Origin of the sequence: Trinickia dabaoshanensis, from assembly GCF_002879885.1 — a bacterium.
In the GTDB taxonomy this organism is placed as follows: domain Bacteria; phylum Pseudomonadota; class Gammaproteobacteria; order Burkholderiales; family Burkholderiaceae; genus Trinickia; species Trinickia dabaoshanensis.
In genome coordinates this window covers 72,451-90,414 of record NZ_PNYA01000028.1, presented here as the reverse complement: position 1 = coordinate 90,414, position 17,964 = coordinate 72,451, and the positions used below count along the sequence as shown (strand labels likewise).

General features: G+C 62.2%; 17 protein-coding genes. 5 read left to right on the top strand and 12 right to left on the bottom strand.

Features of this window, described 5'->3' with window-relative positions; all coding sequences use genetic code 11:
* Nucleotides 1-2 precede the first annotated feature (2 nt).
* The 4 genes from rfbB to rfbD are packed head-to-tail and all read left to right on the top strand — an operon-like array spanning nucleotide 3 to nucleotide 3,449.
* On the top strand, nucleotides 3-1,064 hold the full coding sequence (gene rfbB / locus C0Z18_RS25750) for a dTDP-glucose 4,6-dehydratase (RefSeq protein ID WP_102648290.1): 1,062 nt from the start codon (nucleotides 3-5) through the stop codon (nucleotides 1,062-1,064).
* Nucleotides 1,065-1,076: 12 nt separating this feature from the next.
* Entirely contained in the window at nucleotides 1,077-1,958 is an 882-nt protein-coding gene (gene rfbA / locus C0Z18_RS25745; RefSeq protein WP_102648289.1) for a glucose-1-phosphate thymidylyltransferase RfbA, read from the top strand.
* Nucleotides 1,955-2,506, top strand: coding sequence for a dTDP-4-dehydrorhamnose 3,5-epimerase (gene rfbC / locus C0Z18_RS25740; RefSeq protein ID WP_102648288.1), 552 nt, complete (start codon nucleotides 1,955-1,957; stop codon nucleotides 2,504-2,506). Before rfbA ends, rfbC begins: the two co-directional genes overlap by 4 nt.
* Nucleotides 2,499-3,449, top strand: coding sequence for a dTDP-4-dehydrorhamnose reductase (rfbD, locus tag C0Z18_RS25735; protein ID WP_199189550.1), 951 nt, complete (start codon nucleotides 2,499-2,501; stop codon nucleotides 3,447-3,449). Before rfbC ends, rfbD begins: the two co-directional genes overlap by 8 nt.
* A 46-nt stretch (nucleotides 3,450-3,495) precedes the next feature.
* Here rfbD and C0Z18_RS25730 read toward each other — a convergent pair whose 3' ends face one another.
* Together C0Z18_RS25730 and C0Z18_RS25725 are read right to left on the bottom strand one after the other, a co-directional pair.
* Nucleotides 3,496-4,299, bottom strand: coding sequence for an ankyrin repeat domain-containing protein (locus C0Z18_RS25730; RefSeq protein ID WP_102648287.1), 804 nt, complete (start codon nucleotides 4,297-4,299; stop codon nucleotides 3,496-3,498).
* A complete protein-coding gene (locus tag C0Z18_RS25725; RefSeq protein WP_102648286.1) occupies nucleotides 4,296-5,534 on the bottom strand; it encodes an acyltransferase family protein in 1,239 nt (412 codons plus the stop codon). Before C0Z18_RS25725 ends, C0Z18_RS25730 begins: the two co-directional genes overlap by 4 nt.
* A 266-nt stretch (nucleotides 5,535-5,800) precedes the next feature.
* Between C0Z18_RS25725 and C0Z18_RS25720 the strand changes: the two genes are divergently transcribed.
* Complete coding sequence (locus tag C0Z18_RS25720; RefSeq protein ID WP_102648285.1) at nucleotides 5,801-6,388, top strand: NUDIX domain-containing protein; 588 nt, start codon at nucleotides 5,801-5,803, stop codon at nucleotides 6,386-6,388.
* A gap of 60 nt (nucleotides 6,389-6,448) precedes the next feature.
* Here C0Z18_RS25720 and C0Z18_RS25715 read toward each other — a convergent pair whose 3' ends face one another.
* The 10 genes from C0Z18_RS25715 to C0Z18_RS25675 form a co-directional block, all read right to left on the bottom strand.
* Complete coding sequence (locus C0Z18_RS25715) at nucleotides 6,449-7,486, bottom strand: glycosyltransferase family 2 protein (protein ID WP_158244291.1); 1,038 nt, start codon at nucleotides 7,484-7,486, stop codon at nucleotides 6,449-6,451.
* Nucleotides 7,483-8,847 (bottom strand): hypothetical protein, encoded by a 1,365-nt coding sequence (locus C0Z18_RS33025; protein ID WP_158244290.1) that lies wholly within the window; start codon nucleotides 8,845-8,847, stop codon nucleotides 7,483-7,485. The genes C0Z18_RS25715 and C0Z18_RS33025 overlap by 4 nt, the downstream gene beginning before the upstream one ends.
* Nucleotides 8,848-8,855: 8 nt before the next feature.
* On the bottom strand, nucleotides 8,856-9,929 hold the full coding sequence (locus tag C0Z18_RS25710) for a nucleotidyltransferase family protein (RefSeq protein WP_102648283.1): 1,074 nt from the start codon (nucleotides 9,927-9,929) through the stop codon (nucleotides 8,856-8,858).
* Nucleotides 9,930-10,089: 160 nt separating this feature from the next.
* Nucleotides 10,090-11,265, bottom strand: coding sequence for a UDP-N-acetylglucosamine 2-epimerase (gene neuC / locus C0Z18_RS25705; RefSeq protein ID WP_102648282.1), 1,176 nt, complete (start codon nucleotides 11,263-11,265; stop codon nucleotides 10,090-10,092).
* Between the two features lie 28 nt (nucleotides 11,266-11,293).
* The gene (locus tag C0Z18_RS25700; RefSeq protein WP_146014097.1) at nucleotides 11,294-13,351 is read right to left on the bottom strand and encodes a hypothetical protein; all 2,058 of its coding nucleotides are present in this window, start codon (nucleotides 13,349-13,351) and stop codon (nucleotides 11,294-11,296) included.
* A 59-nt stretch (nucleotides 13,352-13,410) separates the two neighbouring features.
* A complete protein-coding gene (locus C0Z18_RS25695) occupies nucleotides 13,411-14,214 on the bottom strand; it encodes an SDR family oxidoreductase (protein WP_102648280.1) in 804 nt (267 codons plus the stop codon).
* Nucleotides 14,215-14,241: 27 nt separating this feature from the next.
* Nucleotides 14,242-15,153 carry a Gfo/Idh/MocA family oxidoreductase gene (locus C0Z18_RS25690; RefSeq protein ID WP_102648279.1) on the bottom strand — a complete coding sequence of 304 codons (912 nt, stop codon included), beginning with the start codon at nucleotides 15,151-15,153 and terminating at the stop codon, nucleotides 14,242-14,244.
* 9 nt (nucleotides 15,154-15,162) lie between these two features.
* The gene (gene neuB, locus C0Z18_RS25685) at nucleotides 15,163-16,167 is read right to left on the bottom strand and encodes an N-acetylneuraminate synthase (RefSeq protein WP_102648278.1); all 1,005 of its coding nucleotides are present in this window, start codon (nucleotides 16,165-16,167) and stop codon (nucleotides 15,163-15,165) included.
* Nucleotides 16,164-16,784, bottom strand: a complete 621-nt coding sequence (locus C0Z18_RS25680) for an acetyltransferase (RefSeq protein ID WP_102648277.1) — start codon at nucleotides 16,782-16,784, stop codon at nucleotides 16,164-16,166. Before C0Z18_RS25680 ends, neuB begins: the two co-directional genes overlap by 4 nt.
* A 2-nt stretch (nucleotides 16,785-16,786) precedes the next feature.
* Complete coding sequence (locus C0Z18_RS25675; RefSeq protein ID WP_102648276.1) at nucleotides 16,787-17,944, bottom strand: LegC family aminotransferase; 1,158 nt, start codon at nucleotides 17,942-17,944, stop codon at nucleotides 16,787-16,789.
* Nucleotides 17,945-17,964: the final 20 nt, after the last annotated feature.

The following is a 17,964-nucleotide window of genomic DNA, read 5'->3' as shown; positions in this document are numbered from 1 at the left end:
TCATGATTCTCGTAACGGGCGGTGCCGGCTTCATCGGCGCAAATTTCGTGCTCGACTGGCTGCGCGGCGCACAGGAAGCCGTGCTCAATGTCGATAAGCTCACTTATGCGGGCAATTTGCGCACGCTCGAGTCGCTGCAGGGGGATTCCCGGCATGTCTTCGCCCGCGTCGATATCTGCGATGCGGCGGCGCTCGACGCGTTGTTCGCGACGCATCGCCCGCGCGCCGTCGTACACTTCGCAGCCGAGAGCCACGTCGATCGTTCCATTCACGGGCCGGCCGATTTCGTTCAGACGAACGTCGTGGGCACCTTTGCACTGTTGGAGGCCGCGCGCCGCTACTGGGCTTCGCTCGAGCGGGGCGAGCGCGAAGCATTCCGCTTCCTGCACGTGTCCACCGACGAAGTCTTCGGCTCGCTGGGGCCGACCGATCCGCAGTTTTCCGAAACCACGCCCTATGCGCCCAATAGTCCGTATTCCGCGACGAAAGCGGGTTCGGACCACCTCGTGCGCGCCTATTTCCATACCTACGGTTTGCCGACACTCACGACGAACTGTTCGAACAACTACGGTCCCTACCAATTCCCGGAGAAGTTGATTCCGCTGATGATCGCCAACGCATTGGCCGGCAAGGCGCTTCCTGTCTACGGCGACGGCCGCAACGTGCGCGATTGGCTCTATGTGACCGATCACTGCAGCGCGATTCGCGAAGTGCTCGCGCGCGGCGAGCCGGGTCAAACGTATAACATCGGCGGGTGGAACGAGAAGGCCAACATCGAGGTGGTGCACACCCTTTGCGATCTGCTCGATGTGGCCCGCCCGCTCGCGCAGGGCTCTTATCGCGATCAGATCGCGTTCGTCAAAGACCGGCCCGGGCACGACCGGCGTTACGCCATCGATGCGAGTAAGTTGGAGCGCGAGCTCGGGTGGAAGCCGGCGGAGACGTTCGAGACAGGGATGGCGAAAACCGTCCGCTGGTACCTCGAGCACCAGGCATGGGTGAACGAGGTCGCATCGGGCGAGTATCGGAAGTGGGTCGAAACCAACTACACCAAGCGCATGTGAGGAGAGCACCCCATGTCGCGTAAAGGCATCATCTTGGCCGGAGGCTCCGGCACTCGGCTTTATCCGATCACGAACGTCGTATCGAAGCAGCTTCTGCCCGTGTACGACAAGCCGATGATCTACTATCCGTTGTCGACGTTGATGCTTGCGGGCATTCGCGACGTGCTGATCATCTCCACGCCGCAAGACACGCCGCGTTTCACCGCGATGCTCGGCGACGGCAGCCGTTGGGGCATGAATCTGCAGTACGCCGTCCAGCCTTCGCCCGATGGGCTCGCGCAGGCCTTCATCATTGGTCGCGAGTTCATCGGCGGCGACCCGAGTACGTTGATCCTCGGCGACAACATTTTCTACGGCCACGACCTGGCCGGACAGCTCGAACGCGCGAACGCGCGCGATTCCGGTGCGACGGTGTTCGCCTATCACGTGCATGATCCCGAGCGGTACGGTGTCATCGAGTTCGACGAAGGATTCCGTGCGGTCTCGATCGAGGAAAAGCCGGCGCAGCCGCGCTCGAGCTATGCCGTGACCGGGCTTTACTTCTACGATCGGCGCGTCTGCGACATCGCCGCCGACATCAAGCCGTCGGCGCGCGGCGAGCTCGAAATCACGGATGTGAATTCGCACTATCTGGCCGACGGGGCGCTGAGCGTCGAGATCATGGGGCGCGGCTACGCCTGGCTCGATACCGGCACGCACGACTCGCTCATCGAGGCCGCGACGTTCATCGCCACGCTGCAAAAGCGGCAGGGTCTCATGGTTGCATGTCCCGAAGAGATCGCGCACCGTCGCGGGTGGATCGATGCCGAGCAACTCGCCAAGCTCGCTGCTCCGCTTGCCAAGAGCGGATACGGCATGTATCTGCAAAATATTCTCAAGAGCCACATCGCATGAGTATTCAGGTTACCCCGCTGGCGCTGAGTGAAGTGAAGCTGATCGAGCCGAAAGTGTTCGGCGATCCCCGCGGCTATTTCTTCGAAAGCTTCAACGTTCGCGAATTCGAGTCGCAGGTCCAGCCGGGCGTGCAGTTCGTGCAGGACAATCATTCGCGATCGGTCAAAGGCGTGCTCAGAGGCATGCATTACCAGATCGAGCATGCGCAGGGCAAACTCGTGCGTGTCGTGGAGGGTGCGGTTTTCGACGTAGCGGTGGATATGCGCCGCAGTTCTCCCACGTTCGGCAAGTGGGCCGGCGCACAGTTGTCGGCAGACGATCACAAACAGATGTGGATCCCGCCGGGCTTCGCTCACGGCTTTGTCGTCCTATCGGACGAAGCCCAATTTCTGTACAAGACGACGGATTATTGGTATCCGGAGTTCGAGCGCTGTTTGTTGTGGAACGATCCCGCCGTCGGCATCGTTTGGCCGATCGACTTCGAGCCGGCGCTCGCTGCGAAGGACGCGGCGGGCAAGTCCCTATCGGAAGCCGAGTGTTATGCCTGAGCGCACACGAGACGGCCTGGCGCTCGACGCGCCGCGCACGATATTGTTGACCGGTGCCGGCGGTCAGGTCGGATTCGAGCTGGCGCGAAGCCTGCAAGGACTCGGACGCGTCGTTGCTTGCGATCGGGCCGCGCTGGATTTGTCCGATCTCGCGCGAGTGCGCGAGGCGGTACGCGGCATTCGGCCCGCGCTCGTCGTCAACGCGGCCGCGTATACCGCGGTGGATCGGGCCGAAACCGACGCGGAGGCCGCGATGCTGATCAACGGTGCGGCCCCGGGCGTTCTTGCAGAGGAAGCCGCGCGTATCGGCGCCCCATTGGTTCATTATTCGACCGACTATGTCTTCGACGGCCGGGGCAACGCCGCGTATACGGAAGAGGACGAACCGAATCCGCAGAACGAGTACGGGCGAAGCAAGCTGGCGGGCGAAAGGGCTGTCGCAGCCGCCGGTGGGGCGCATTTGATCTTTCGGACGAGCTGGGTGTACGGGATGCGTGGCAAGAACTTTTTGCTGACGATGTTGCGGCTCGGCGCAGAAAGGGAGGCGCTCAACGTGGTCAACGATCAGATCGGTGCGCCGACATGGTCGAACACGATTGCCGTCATGACCGCGAACATCTTGGCGCAAGCGATCGGCGCCGGCGCGACCGATCGTGCGCGCTGCGATGAGTGGTGGCGCGAGCGATCGGGGGTGTACCACTTGACGGCTTCCGGGCAGACCTCGTGGCATGGGTTTGCCGAAGCGATTTTCGAGGTGTCTGCGCTCGGCACGAAGCCGACGGTGCACGCGATCCCCACGTCGGCCTATCCAACGCCGGCAAAGCGCCCGAGCAACTCTCGGTTGTCGAACGACAAGCTTGCGCGTGCGTTTGGCCTATGCCCGCCCGACTGGCGCGAGGCGCTGAACCTGTGTGTGAGCGGTGGAGTTTCGCCGGCCGGTTGAGTGGGGCTGACGTTGTCCGCGCGAGCATCGGCCCGCGCGGCGCGCGCTACTGTAACTCGGGCGGCAAGAATCGACGATAGTCGTAGCTCGCCGGTAGTGCGCCAAATGCGGTCGGCGCGACCCCGCACGATCCCAGGTACGTCTTGTTCCGAAGGTCGTCGGACGATCGCTCGAGCGCGAAATGATGCTGCGGCGAACAGCGTCGGTCATTGTTCTGCAGGTTCGAGACCGAGCGCCACTCCACCTGGACCTGATCGCCCTCTTTTTTGCAGATCCGCCCTTGGAAGAGGAAAACGGTGTCCTTGGTTCCGCACAAAGGGGGCAGGCTCGTGCCCGGTGAGTACGGCAGCGAGACTTCGTTGCCGACCTCGACGTACCGGCCGATATCCGACAACGCGAACTCGCTGATTTCTTGCATGCCGGGCGCGCCGAGAATCTCCGCGAGCTTGTCGTAGCTGCGTCTTTTGTCGAGCTTGCGGGAAAGCGCGGCCGCTTGCGCCACCTGCAGCATGTCGGAACGATCGAGCGTCGACGACAACATATCGGCGTCGTCCGCGAGTACCGCTTCGATCGCGGCGGAATGATGGTGCACGTTTTGCAGCAACAGATTCGGCTGATACTGCATCAGCAGGTGCGACAGCTCCGAGTCCCGCGAACGAATCGCCAGCATCAACGGCGTATCGCCGCGAGCGTCTTGCGTGTTTTGCTTGGCGCCCTTGGTGATGAGCAGGCGCACGAGCGGCGGATAGTGCGCGTCGATTGCCTTCGTGAAATCATCGTTGTAGTCGTACTGCGCCAGGGCAAGCGCCGGCCATAGTATGAGCAGGCATTGAACGAGATAACGCTTCATGCGGCTTGCTCCCGGAGCGAGCGCACGACGGTGGTGCCGACGCGGCGGAAAGGCGTCTCGACGAATCGGTAAGTCAGTTCTGCGAGCAGCATGGCGATCACGAGAAAGAGGGCGAATTGCAACGCGTAGCCGGGACGCGTCAGTTTGAAAAAATCAGGGATGTGTTCGTAAAACCGGAAATATAGATCGTTGTACACCTCGATCAGCAGCACATGCCCTAGGTACAGCGAGTACGATCGCGAGCCGACGTACTCCAAAACCGGCGCCAAGATCGGGATTTGCATGATCCAACCGCGTTCGAGCGATGCCAAGACGACCAGCATCGTCGAGACCAACGCATACCCGCAGAACGCGGCGCTCGAAAAATAAAAGGCGTGGCTGTCGCCGCCCAAAATGTCGGTATTGAGTACACCGGGCAACAATATGAGGACGGCGCACAAGAGGAGACCCACGGACGTTTTGAAAGCGGCCCGCGCCCACGGCCGTCCCATCAATGCGACGAGGGCGGCCGGCGCGGCGGCAAGCAGCGTTTCTGCCCGCCACACACTTGACGGGCGGTACTTCTCAACCAGCAACGCAACGATGACACCGTCGAAAAGCTCGTCAAAGCGCGTATGAGAGAGAGTCGCGATGCTGCCGGAAGTCATTGGGCGAGCGACGAAGAGCACGATGCCGACACCCACTGCGCACGCGACGAGCCGATAAGAGGTGCGCCCGCAAAGAACAAGAAGCAAAGGAGCGAGGAGATAAAAGTGTTCCTCGATCGATAAGCTGTAGTAGTGCCATAGGTTTCTCGGAACGGCGCCGGCGGCAGAAGCGTAGTTGTAAATGCCGGCTGCGAAGGCGACGCCCTCGCGTACGATGTCCCCAGGTCGTGCGATATCAGCGTTACTGCCCGAATCCTTCATGAGAATCGCGGCGACCCAATACAGCACGATGTAAAAGAAGGCAGACGGAGCAATGCGGAAAAGACGACGCAAATAGAACCCGATGATCGCGTACTTACAGCTTTCTATGCGTGCGATCGCCGTCGCCGGCGGTTCTTTAGGGAGTGTAGGCAGAAACGACAGGGTGACAACGAACCCCGATATCACAAAGAACAGATCGACCCCGGTAAACGAAGAGTAGAGCTGCGGGTGGAACAACTGCTTGAACGGGGTGTGGACCAAAATGGTCATTAGAACCGCGATGGCCCGCAGGCGCTCTATTTCGAGGTTTTTATGGCTGAAAGCCATGATCCTTGATCTCGTTGGGTCTTGGAGCCCCGCTGGACGCGGCCAATGCGCAGGAAAATCGCGCCACGTATGCGATGAATTCTAATGCGGCAGATGCGCCTATGCAGCGTGGCATTTTATAACACTGACCGCCGCGCGCGTCGATTAAGGCGTTGCAACTCGCGCTGCATGCGCACGCAAGGCTCGCTAAAATGCCCCTTGGTTTCCGACAGCTTCATCGTGCTTCGCGGCGCTGCGCTCGCGGAGCACATTTTGCGCGAGCGATCATGACTAAACGGCAAAACATCCGTATCACCGCGACCGATCCTTTATCGCACGACTACCGGCTGCTCGAGAAAATCGATTTCGATTACGAGCGGCGCGATGGTGCGACGCAATCGTTGACGCGCGAGATCTATCACGTCGACGACGGTGTCTCGGTGTTGCCTTACGATCCGCAGCGCCGCACCGTGCTGCTCGTGCGGCAATTCCGGCTCCCGGCTCACCTGCGTGGCGAAGATGCGTTCATGCTCGAAGCGCCAGCCGGGTTCCTGGAAGGGGACGAGATCGAGGCCTGCGCACGCCGCGAAGTCGAGGAGGAAACGGGCTATCGCATCGGGCCGCTCGAAAAGGCATTCGAGGCCATGATGGTGCCGGGTTGCATCACCCACGTCGTGCACGGCTTCGTCGGACCGTACTCGCCGAGCGATCGGGTGGGGCCCGGAGGCGGTTTGGCTCACGAGGGTGAGGACATCGATGTTCTCGAACTGCCCATCGATAGCGCAATCGCAATGATGGCGACCGGCGAGATCGTCGACGGCAAGACCATCATGCTGCTTCAATACCTGGCTTGGCGCGTGTTTTCCCGGCGGTGATGGCTGGGCCGCCGCGGTGCGGCGCCGGCGCCGCGACAGAGCCCATATCGGGGCCGCCGCTCAATTGCGCGTGCCGATGCCCCGCAATCTATTCCACGCGAAATGCAGCCCGCGGCGCAAATCGCCGTTCGCGATGCGGCCGATGAACGTCGCGCCCGCGCCCCAGGCCAGCGCTAAGGGGCGCGGCAAGGTGATGATCGGTGCCACCCAATAGCGGAACAACGGACGCCCGCCGAAACGGGCCGCGAACCGGCCGTACGTCGCGCGCAGATCCCCTTGGCGAGCGATGCGTTGCCGCAAGAGGTTGAACGGGTGATACGACTTCAACATGCGTGTTTCGAACTGCTCGATCGCCGAGGCGGCGAGGCCTGCGGGGCGGTATGAATCGAGAATGCGTCCGAGCCGCTCGACGAACACTTCCGAGAAGTCATAGCCGCCCGAGTTCGCGCGTTTGCACGCAAGAATGTAGTCGGTCAAATAGACGTTGCGCTTGGCAAGCAATGCCGCGTAGACGACGAGATGCACCTGCACGAGATTGCTGCCGCAAAATTGTCTCGCATCGATTTCGCTTTGGATCCGGCGATTGATCACGCACGCCGAAATGAACGTGATCAACGGCCCGATCGCAGCGAGAAAATCGCCGATATTCTCGAAGATGCTCGCATCGCCGTGCCCGCCGGGAAATTCCCGATCGGGGTCGATTTCATAGCCGAACGGACGCAAGCAGACGACGCCATAGTCGTCTTGCTTCAGTCGCTCCAGCAAACGAGCGAGCTGGCCGTGCACGTACAGGTCGTCGTCGCCCATGATCTGCACGTAATGCCCGCGCGCTTCATTGAAGCATTGCGCGATATTGGCGTCCGAGCCGATGTCGATCGTGTTGCGAATGTAGCGAATGGGCAGGCCGCCTGCGATCGCGCGCGCGACGACGCCGGGCGTATCGTCCGTCGAGTGGTTGTCCGACACGACGACTTCGACGAGACCTTGCTCGATGGATTTGCATTCCTCGACGAGCCGCTGAAGGTTCAATTCCAGATAGCCGGCACGATTGAACGTCGGAATGGCGATGGTGAGAAGAGGCAACGTTTCGTCGCTCACGCTTCGTGTCTCCAGGTTTGATTGCAGTGCCGCCAAGTGACGACGGCGACGGGCAGATTCACGCAGATATTGATCGCAGCCAGCACGGCGACGAGGCCCGCGGACGAATACCGCGCTGCGGCCCATATCAATACGGGCGTGCTGATCAGTGTCGTCGTCGCGATGAGCGGCATCAGGGGCTCTTTGCGGTAGCTGCGAAGATGGGTCGAGAGTCCGCCGATCAATAGGTTGGCCAGCATGAAGCCGAGCAACGCGACGAGTTCCCAAAACGGCAGCACGCGATGAACGTAAGCGGTGTGAGACAGCAACCCATATGCAATCAGCGTGACGGCTGCGCCCGCCACCGCGACGGCCGACGACACCGCGTAATCGCGCACGAACAGGCGATCGAGCGCGGCCCAATCGCGCTGCGCCGCGGCTCGCGCCATGGCCGGCACACGCCGGGTCAGCCAGGACTGCGCCACGAGGCTGATGATGTTGACGATCGTAAGCGACAAGCCGAACTGGCCTGCGACGACGGCGCCCTGCGTATGAAACAGCACAGGCGTATTGATTTGGGTCAGCAAGTAACCGCACAGCCAGTTAACCGCGAGCCTCCACTGTAGCGGCCAGACCTCGTGCCGCCAGGCGAATTCGCGGCCCGCCGTTTGCCATGCAACGGCGATAAGGTTGCGGCGGTATGCGAGCAGCCACGCAATCGGGATGACGAGCGTTGCCGTCGGAACCATGGCAGTGGCCCACAGATTTTCCCCGGCGGCCAACATCGCCCAGGCTCCAAGCGAGCCGCAGATCGCCGCGGCCAAGCGTATTGCGTAGACCTCGATGATTCGGCCCGTTCCTTCCAGCACGGACAGGAACGGCATGAAGATCAGACCCGCGGCCGTCACGCTGCACAATACGATCCACTGTGCGAGCCAATGCGGCGCGGCACCGGCCTTCGAGCCGAAGAACAGAAGGCCCCCCGGCAGCAAGAGGACCGCGAAGGCGATCGCACTGACGACGTACCAGCGCGAGGCGCGTCCGACGAGTGCGCGAAAGTGATCGGAGCCCTCGCCCTCGACGGTGAAATCGGCACGCCACCGCAGGCCGGCGAACGCGTGTGCGGCGACTTGCACCAAGACTGTCGACAACCCTAAGTCGAACAGGGTGTAGAGCGCCGCTACGCTGAGAAAGCTGTAGTACCACCCTTGCAACTCGGCCGAGAGGAAATGAACGGCGAGCACGGTGGTGACAAGGCCGGCCCCCGCCTGCCAGAGCCGTTGCGAGAGCACGAGCAGAAGGTCGCGCGGCAACGTGCGAATCGCAAGAGCACGAGCCTTTGCCGGGTGTTGCACCCGCTCGTGCACGGGGCGCTCGGTCATCGGTGGGTTCAGAACAGCTTTGCCGCGAGGTCGTAGTCGCTAGGCCGGCCCACGTCCAACCAGTGTTCGAAAATGGGAAAGCACGATACGGGCATCGACTGTTGGATCAGCGTGTGCGCCACGTCGGTCATGTTGTACTTGCCCGACTTCGGTAGCACCTCGAAAACCTTCTTCGAGAGAAAGTAGATCCCACTGTTGACCTGGAAGCTGAAACTCGGCTTTTCTTCGATGTGCGTGACGAACGAGTTTTGTTCGCTGATGACGCCGAACGGCACCTGAAAACTGTATTGCGTTGCTGCGATGGTCATCGCCGACCCGCTTTTCAGGTGGTAGGCGAGGAACATCCCGATATCCAGGTTCGTCAGAATGTCGCCATTGAATACGAGTGTGTTCTCGTCGATACTCGGCAAGAGCGATAGTGCGCCGCCCGTGCCGAGCGGTTCTTCTTCGTGCACGTACTGAATGTCTACGCCGAACCGCTCGCCGTTGCCGAAATGGCTCGTGATTTTTTCCGGCAGATAGTGCGTTGCGATGAAGATCCGACTCGCACCGTGGCTAATGAGCTTTTCGATGCTGATCTCGAGCATCGGCCGGCCATTGATTTGCAGCATCGGCTTCGGGGTATCGGCAGTAAGGGGGCGCAAGCGCGTGCCGAACCCACCGGCCATCACGACGGCCGTGAAACTGCGATTGATGTAGCTTGGCGAATGATCGGCGGCATAGTGATCGACGATCGCGACGGGAGCGCCGTCGGCATCGACGAGAATCAATTGCCGCAGGTTGTGTTCCCGAAATAATTCCTTGCGCTCGGCCGGTGCCGAGTGAATGCTGGCCGTAATCGGTGCTGGACGAGCCGTTTTCGCTTTCACTTCGTTTATTTCGCGCGCGCTGTCGTCGAGCTTGTAGCCTTCGAGGAACGCGCGGCGCACGTCGCCGTCCGTAATGACGTTGATGAAGCGTCCCGTTGCGTCGTAGAGCAACGCGCACGCGACCGGGCCGCTAGCCTGAATGCGAGCGATAACGTCCGATATCTTGGAATCAAGCGTTACGCTCAAGTGAGCGAGTTGGTCGGAGGCCTTCATATCGGGAAGTAAGCGGAGGATGAGCGAAGTGAATCTGAGGCCACGTCGGCGGAATCGTCCGAATAAATCCCGGATTCAGCCGAAGCGAGAACGCCGTCTTGTGCAAGTACGGAGCAGTTCGGGCCCAAATAACGAATCATAGCATGCACTAGGTACGCTTCTAAGTGCCGGGTCCCGTGCACTCGACGTCGTGGAACGGCTTCTCGCGAAGCGCCTCGAGGTTCGAGGCGAGCACGGCGTCGATGATCGATCGACTCGTGCCGGGGCGATCGTAAGGGTTCGACGCACTGGCAGCCAGCTTGCGGAAATCGACGCCGATCGCCGTCGCGATGGCCGCTTCGATCGCGGCTGCATCCGGCTCGCAGTGCAGCACGCTATCGCTGCGGATACGTCCCTCTTGGCGCGTGCCGATGTCCACGGTCGGCACGCCGAGGCTCGGAATCTCGATGATTCCACTGGAAGAGTTGCCGATCACGGCGGACGCGTAACGCGCGCTCGATAGGTACAGCGTCACGCCAAGCGACATCGAAAAACGGAAGCGCCCGGGACGCGCTTGCGCGGAAAGCGCGAGCAGCCGATTCAGTTCACCGCCGCCCGGGTCCGCGTTCGCACCCGTAAATACGCAAACGTGGTCGGGAAATGCGTCGAGCGCTCCTAGCAGCGCCTCCAGTTGTTCGCGCGGCGGTTGCGCATCGAGCGTTGCCGGGTGGAACGTCACGAGGAAATACGGTTGATCCGGGGGTAGCTCCAGACGCTGCTCCACCTGCTGCCTCGATGCGAGCGGAAGGGCTTTGATGTTTTCGACGCCGAGGGCGCCGACGTTGAACACGCGCGCAGGCGCTTCCCCCAATTGAATCACTCGCCGGCGGTAGGCCTCCGTGCTCGTGAAATGCAGGTGGCTCATTTTGGTGATCGCGTGCCGGAAAGCATCGTCCATCGCCCCGAGCGTGAGTTCGCCGCCGTGAATATGCGCAATCGGCACCTTGCAGACCGTGGCGGCCGCGGCGGCCGCCAGTGCCTCGAACCGGTCGCCCAGTATCACGAGCAGGTCGGGCGCGAGCCGCTTCAAGGATTCGCCATAGCGCATGATGCCAAGGCCCATCGCCGTGCAGACGCTGGTATCAGTGCTGCCGTCCTGCAGGATTTCGACGCGTTCGTCGATTGGCAGGCCGTCCGCTTCGATCTCGCGCCAGGTGTGGCCCTGGGATTCGGCCAGATGCGCGCCGGTAACCAGCGTGCGCAAGCGCATGCCGGGGGTGGCCTGGACGGCTTTCATGAGCGGGCGTAGCAGGCCGTATTCGGCTCGCGTTCCCGTGAAAAAGCAGATCGTCTTCATGTTCTGTCGTTCTATGCTCAGGGATCGCTTACCAAGCGCGGGCGTCAGACGTCCAAACGCCGTAGCCGAGGTTCTGCATGTCGATCAGCGCGGGGTGCGTTTGCCGGGCGTAGGGCAGGTCGCTCGCGTGCGCGTAGACGAGCTTGTAATCGACACCGTCGGAGAAGTATAGGTAATGCGGATCGTCTAGATGAGCGCGCATCAGCTCGGGGCGCTTCATGTAGGTGGGGAATAGACCGGGGATATCGCCCACCACTGGGAGCGGGGCCACATTGCCGTTATCGAACAAGGCATGTTTCGGCTCTGCGCACGGTGTGCCGGAGAGCGTCGGATAGCAACCGTGATCGCGACGGTAGGCGGCGAGCGCCGCGGCCATATCGAACATTTCCGCCACCCGGTCGTCGGCTTCGACAAACTCCTTCGCGGTGCTCAGCGTGAAGTATTGAGCGACGTCCGACTCCCACTCAGGATCGCGGCGCAGGTATTCGGCCACGAGCGATAGCACGCGCACGGGCTTTAGCGGCATCGCACCGTCCTTCATGGTCACGATAACGTGCGGCTTACGGAAATCATAGTCGCGGATATTGAACCGGCGCCGCAGCACCTTGTTGGAGAGCAGCGCGACGTTTTTGGGCCATTGCACATACTCGCTGATGGAGACGCCGAAGTGATCGCGTCCGCCATACGCGCGAATGAGATTACCCGTGTACTCGTAGTTCCAAATAGTGCGGTCGCCGATTCGGCTGAGCGTCGATTGGTCGTCGAAAACGAATGTACGATCATCGCGCAATTGATCGCGGTGCTCGCGCAGGAAATCGATCGTGGCCGTTTGGCGGAGCCAGTCATGCCATAGATTGATACCGGTTACGACTCCTCCGCTTATGGATGTTGCCAGCACGAAGCCGAGTAGCAAGTCGCGACCATAGCGAGCGAGCAAGGGCACAGGGGCGAACGCGCGATCGAGGAGGTCGATGAGCGCGAGCAGAATCAAATCGATGGCTGCGACAGCCGGCAGGATGTTGCGCGCGTCGTAAAAGCTGGTCAGATCGGGTGTTTTGCCGACGACCACATAGGGATAAATGGCGGCGGCAAAAAACAGCAAGCCCAGCACGAGCTGCAAACCGATGTCGCGCCAGGGGCTGCGCGCCGCGCGGCGCGGCAGCAGTCGCAAGAGTCCGAAACAAATCAGTGTGGACGCGATCAGTGCGGCCAGGGGCACCGAGCGCAGCGTGACGGCGAAGAAATCGCGCAGAACGGGGTGCACGAGCGTAAACGACGTTCCGATCGCCGACAGCACCAAGTGCGCATCGATTGCATTGTATGAGCCGTAGAGCTCCGATTTGGCGGTCGTCAGGCGCTTCACCAGTACGAAGACGATCGGGAGCGCCAACAGCGAAACGTTTTTGCGGGCGAAGTCGAGCAAAGCCGGTCGTGCTTGCGCGAAGAGCGCGCAAGCCACGGCGCGAACGCGATAGAGCTTGGTCCACCCCGGCGCGCTCAAAGGGTTTTCCGCGAACGTCAAGGTCGGTCGCACCTCTGAGAACACGATCAGTGCGACGAGTAGCGCGTACAGCAGAATCAGTGAATTCAGGTAGAACGAGAAGAACAGCAAAACGAGGCCAAGCCAACGCCCGAGCACCGAGCGGCGCGCGCCGAGCAACACGGCAGCGCCTAGCCAGAACGCCGCGATATAGACGTTGTAGAGGGCGACGCTCGTCAAAAAGCGGATCATTGCGACGTGCGTCGCGCAATAGATCAGAAAGAACTGAAACGCCGTCATGCGTGTGACGCGCGCGTGCCGATGCAGCAAAACGGCAACCGTCGCGCCGGTCACGATCCAAGCGACGAGCGCCGTGATCCGCATCGCGATCGAAGGCGAGGGGAGTCCGTTGATGATGGTCGTGAGGTACCCGCCCCACCACACGCCGAGTTCTTTGCCGATTTGAATGTTTTCGGCGGAATCGTGAAAGATCCAGACCCAGTCGTCCCAAAAGTAGCCGGGGTTCGTTACGACGAGCAAGGTGCTGCCGAAGACCGCGAAAATGGCGATCGGCAAGCACCGAGCCCACAGACTCAAGGATTTCATCAATACGTTCTTCTTTCTAGATTCGACGCGAGATGCCGCCACCGTGGCGAGCGAGGGACTTACCAAGCGCACCAGCCGCCGTCGACGACGAGGTTCTGCCCCGTTACATAGGCGGAAAGGTCGCTCGCGAGATAGAGCGCGGCACCCTTGAAGTCTTCTTCCACGGCCATGCGCTGCAAGGGCGTGCGCTCGACATAGCGTTTGGCGAACGCCTCCGGCTGATTGCGCCAAACGCCGCCCGGGCTAATGGTGTTGACGCGAACGGCTGGCGCAAGCGTCGTGGCGAGCCAGTTGGTGAGCTGGATCAGCGCGCCTTTGCTCGCACCGTAGGCGGCAGGATTGCCCATTGCCGTGCCTTCGTAGAGTCGCCAATCGGGGCCCACGACGCCGTACAGGGACGCCACGTTGATAACGGAGCCTTTGCCGGACGCTTTCAAGTAAGGCAGCGCGGCTTGCACGAGTTCGAACACCGAGGTCACGTTCACTTCGAACGCGGCGCGCCAGGCGGGCGTCTTTTGTTGCTCGAACGGTACGGCCCAGCCTTCGAGCTGGGAGGTACCGACGAAGGCCGCGCAATTGACGAGCACGTCTAGGCCGCCGCACAACGTGGCGACGCGTTCGGGCAACGCGCGTACGGCCGTTTCGTCGGCCAGCTCGAGTTCGAAGGTTTCGACGCGGGCGCCGGTGCGCGCGCGGATGTCCGCGGCGCGTTGAGTCAATTGCTCCGCTTGGCGATCGACGAGTACGACCGTGGCTTTGGCTTCGGCGAGCGCCTCGGCCATGGCCGCGCCGATGTGGCCGGCGCCGCCGGTGACGACCGCCGTCTTGCCGGCTAGCGACATGAGTTCTTCAATCTTGCGCATGGTGAGTCCGGTTCTCGATATGGGGATTTAAGGTTGGATCCATGAGCCCGTCGCCGCCGCCGCTTCTGCCGCGTCGACGAAACGCACGACGTCGATGCCCTCGGCGAGCGTGGCGAGCGTCGTTACGTCGTCGCTCGCGAATGCTTCCAACTGCGCACGATAGGTGACGTCGCGCTCGGGCGTGAGCTGCGTCGTCTCTCCGTTCACGGTCAGCTCGCCGGCGACGAGATCGAGCGCCGCGCTCAATTCAGGACCGTTGAGCGTGATCGTTCGGTGCGGTTTGCGATCCAGGTAGTTGATGGCGACGGATACCGCGGGGCAGCGCGCATTGACGGAAAGCATCGAAAACACGTCGTCGCTGTCGATCTCCAGGTCGCTGAAGTGGCCGCCCAGCGCCGCGACGCGGACCGCGGGGCCGCACAGCCAGAGCGCCAGATCGATTTCGTGCGACAAGTCGCGCAGGACGCCGCCGCCCATCGACTTACTCGCCGAATAGCTCTGGCGGTAGTCGGTGGCCGGCCGCCACTGCGGCAGATACTGCCCGGCCTGAAAGTTGGCGCAAAAGAGCGGGCGGCCCGCGACCCGCGCCCGCAGTGCTTGAACGAGCGGATGGAAACGCAAGTTGTAGGCCGTGTAGATGCGCATGTTGCCGGTTTCCGGCAAGGCATCGAGCGCGTCGAAAATGGGCTTCTCGATCAGGACGGCGCCCGCGAATCCGGCTTCGCGCAACGCTCGCAGCGCGTCGGCGTGCTGTGCCGTCGGGTTCGCGATCAGCACGCGCTCCGGCATGAATCGCTCGAGTGCCTCGGCGATGCTTCCGAAGCGAGGGTGAGGGCACGCTTCGTTACGCGACACGCAGGCCACCTCGATGCCGAGGGACGCGGCAATGCGGCCATGGCGCGCCCCGATGGAGCCATAGCCTACGATGAGCATTCGCATGGATGGGCCTCAGAGCGGTTCGTCTTGCGCGTAATCGCGCGTGGCCGTCGTACCGATGATTTCGTCCCAGCGCGTGGGCGATAGGCCGTTGCCGGGCCGCCGCACGGCAAGGTTGTCGGCGCTCAGCGTTTCGCCTTTGGCGATCGGGCGGGCTGCGACGATACTCTTTCGCGCGACGGCCCGGTTCGGCAGCTCGGATGGCGTCGGGCGCTTGCGGCCGTCGCCGAGCGCGGCGCTGACACGGCGGATGGCGCGGACCATCGCTGCCAGCTCGCCAGGTTCGAGACTCGCCTTATGGTCCGGGCCCTCCATGGTCCTGTCGAGCGTGAAGTGCTTCTCGATGACCTGCGCGCCGAGCGCCGTCGCGGCGATAGGAATCTCGATGCCCTGCGTGTGGTCCGAATAACCGATCGTTGCCCCGGGGAAGGCCGCGCGCAGCGTCTGCATCGCGCGCAGGTTCACTTCTTCGGCGGGGGCCGGATATTCGGTCGTGCAGTGCAACAGCGTGATGTCGGAGATGGCGAGGCCGGCCGACTCGAGTGTTTGGACGGCTTGCTCCACTTCGCCGAGGGTCGCCATACCCGAGGACAGGATCACGGGTTTGCCTTTCGCGCCGAGCGCGCGTAGGAACGGCGTGTTCGTAAGGTCTCCGGAGGACACCTTGAACGCCGCCATGCCGATGCCGTCCAGGAAGTTCGCGGCCTCCAAGTCGAACGGTGTCGACATGAACGCTACCCCGCATTTCGCGCAATACGCGGCGAGATCGGCGAACGCCTCGAGGGGGAGCTCCAGCCGCTTGAGCATGGCGAGTTGGCTCTCGCCGCTGCCCGTCGTCGCCTGCTGATAGGCGGCTTTCGGCGCGGCACGGGTGGCCAGCGCTTCGGCGCGAAACGTTTGGAACTTGACGTAGTCGACGCCGGCGGCGGCCGCTGCGTCGATGAGCTGATAGGCCAGATCGATCGAGCCGTTATGGTTGACGCCGGCTTCGGCGATCACCGTGCAATGCGGAGTCATCGGGACTGGTCTCCGAGATAAAGCGTATCGTTGGGTACCGACTTGCGAACGCGCGCACCCATGGGGACGAGGGCGCGCTCGCCGATCGTAATGCCTTCGCGGCAGACGGCGCCGCTGCCGATAAACGCGCCGTTGCCCACGCGCGTCGCGCCGTTGATCACGGCGCTCGTCGACACATGGCAGTGATCGCCGACGACGGCGTCGTGCTCGATCAAGGCGCGGCTATTGACGATGGTGTTTTCGCCGACCTTCGCGTCCGGGCCGACTTGGGCGAAGTGCATGACGACGGTGCCTTCTCCGATCGTCGCGCCGCGGCCCACGCGGGCTAACGGCGAGACGATGGCCGGCAGGGAGAAGCCGATCTGGCGCAAGCGCGCGAACAGGCGCATGCGCACATTGGGCGTTTTGATTTGCCCAACGGTCACGAGCGCGCTCTGATAGTGGTTGAACAACTCGTCGAGTTTGTCGTCATGACCGATGACGGGATAGCCCATCACTTCACGGGTGTCGCTGCCGGGTGCTTCGACGATACCCGCGATGGTCCATTCCCGCTGCGCCTCGATCACGTCGATGACGGCTTTGCAGTGGCCGCCCCCACCAATCAGCAGAATGTTCATCTTCAGGCCGAGGGATGCAGCACACCGCTCGGAATGTTGATGAGACGATCGGCGATCGATTGCGTCGTTTCGAGCGGGCCATGCGGCGCATCGGCGAACATCGGCAACGTATGCAGCGGCTCCCACACCGGACGCGTCATGACGCCGGCTTCATTGGTTGCCTCGAGACATGCGTCGCGCTCGTCGCGGTCGGCGAGCAAGATGGCGCAGAGCCAATAGTTCGAGTACGTTCCCGGGCGCTCGGTCATGACTTGGATGCCCGTACCGGCGAACGCGTGCACGTAACGGTTCACGAGGTCACGCTTGAATTCGATGAATTTGTCGAGCCGTTCGAGCTGAGCACAGCCTAGCGCGGCATTCAAATTCGGCAGCCGGAAGTTGTACCCGATCGCGTCGTGTTCGAAGCGCCAACGGTGTGGCACCTTGGCGGTCGTGGTCAGGTGCTTCGCGCGTTTGGCGATCTCGGGGTCGTTCGTCATGATCGCGCCGCCGCCGCCCGTCGTACAAATCTTGTTGCCGTTGAAACTGAGCGTGCCGAGCAGACCGAACGTGCCGCAGTGCGCGGCGCCGACGCGGCTGCCCAATGCTTCCGCGGCATCTTCGATCAGCGGGATCGACCATTTGCGGCACACGTCGGCGATTTCCTGGATGCGGGCCGGCAGGCCGAACGAGTGCATCGGCACGCATGCCGCCACGCGGCGCCCGCTCCCGCGGTGAACGCAACCGCGGCTCGAGCGTTCGCACTCTCGTTCGAGGAATGCGTCGAGCGCGGTGGGCGACATGCCCAGCGTATCGGCATCCACGTCGACGAACGCGGGCACGGCGCCCGCGTGCGCGATCGAATTGGCGGTGGCGACGAAACTGAGCGATTGCGTAACGACGAGATCGTCGCGCTCGACGCCGGCGAGCAGCAACGACATATGCAACGCCGTCGTGCCGTTCGTCGTCGCCACGACGTGCGCGGCTCCGGTGATGTCTTGCAACATACGCTCGAATTGGCTGACGTATTCGCCAACCGACGAGACGAACGTCGACTCGATGGTTTTTAGAACGTAGGCGCTTTCGTTACCCTCGAAGATCGGGGCGTGTAGCGGCAGGAAGCCATCGGGGCGGTGATAGGCCTCACGGACGGCTTGCACGATCGTGGCTGCTCGGCTCATAGGAGTGTCTCTGGTATCGA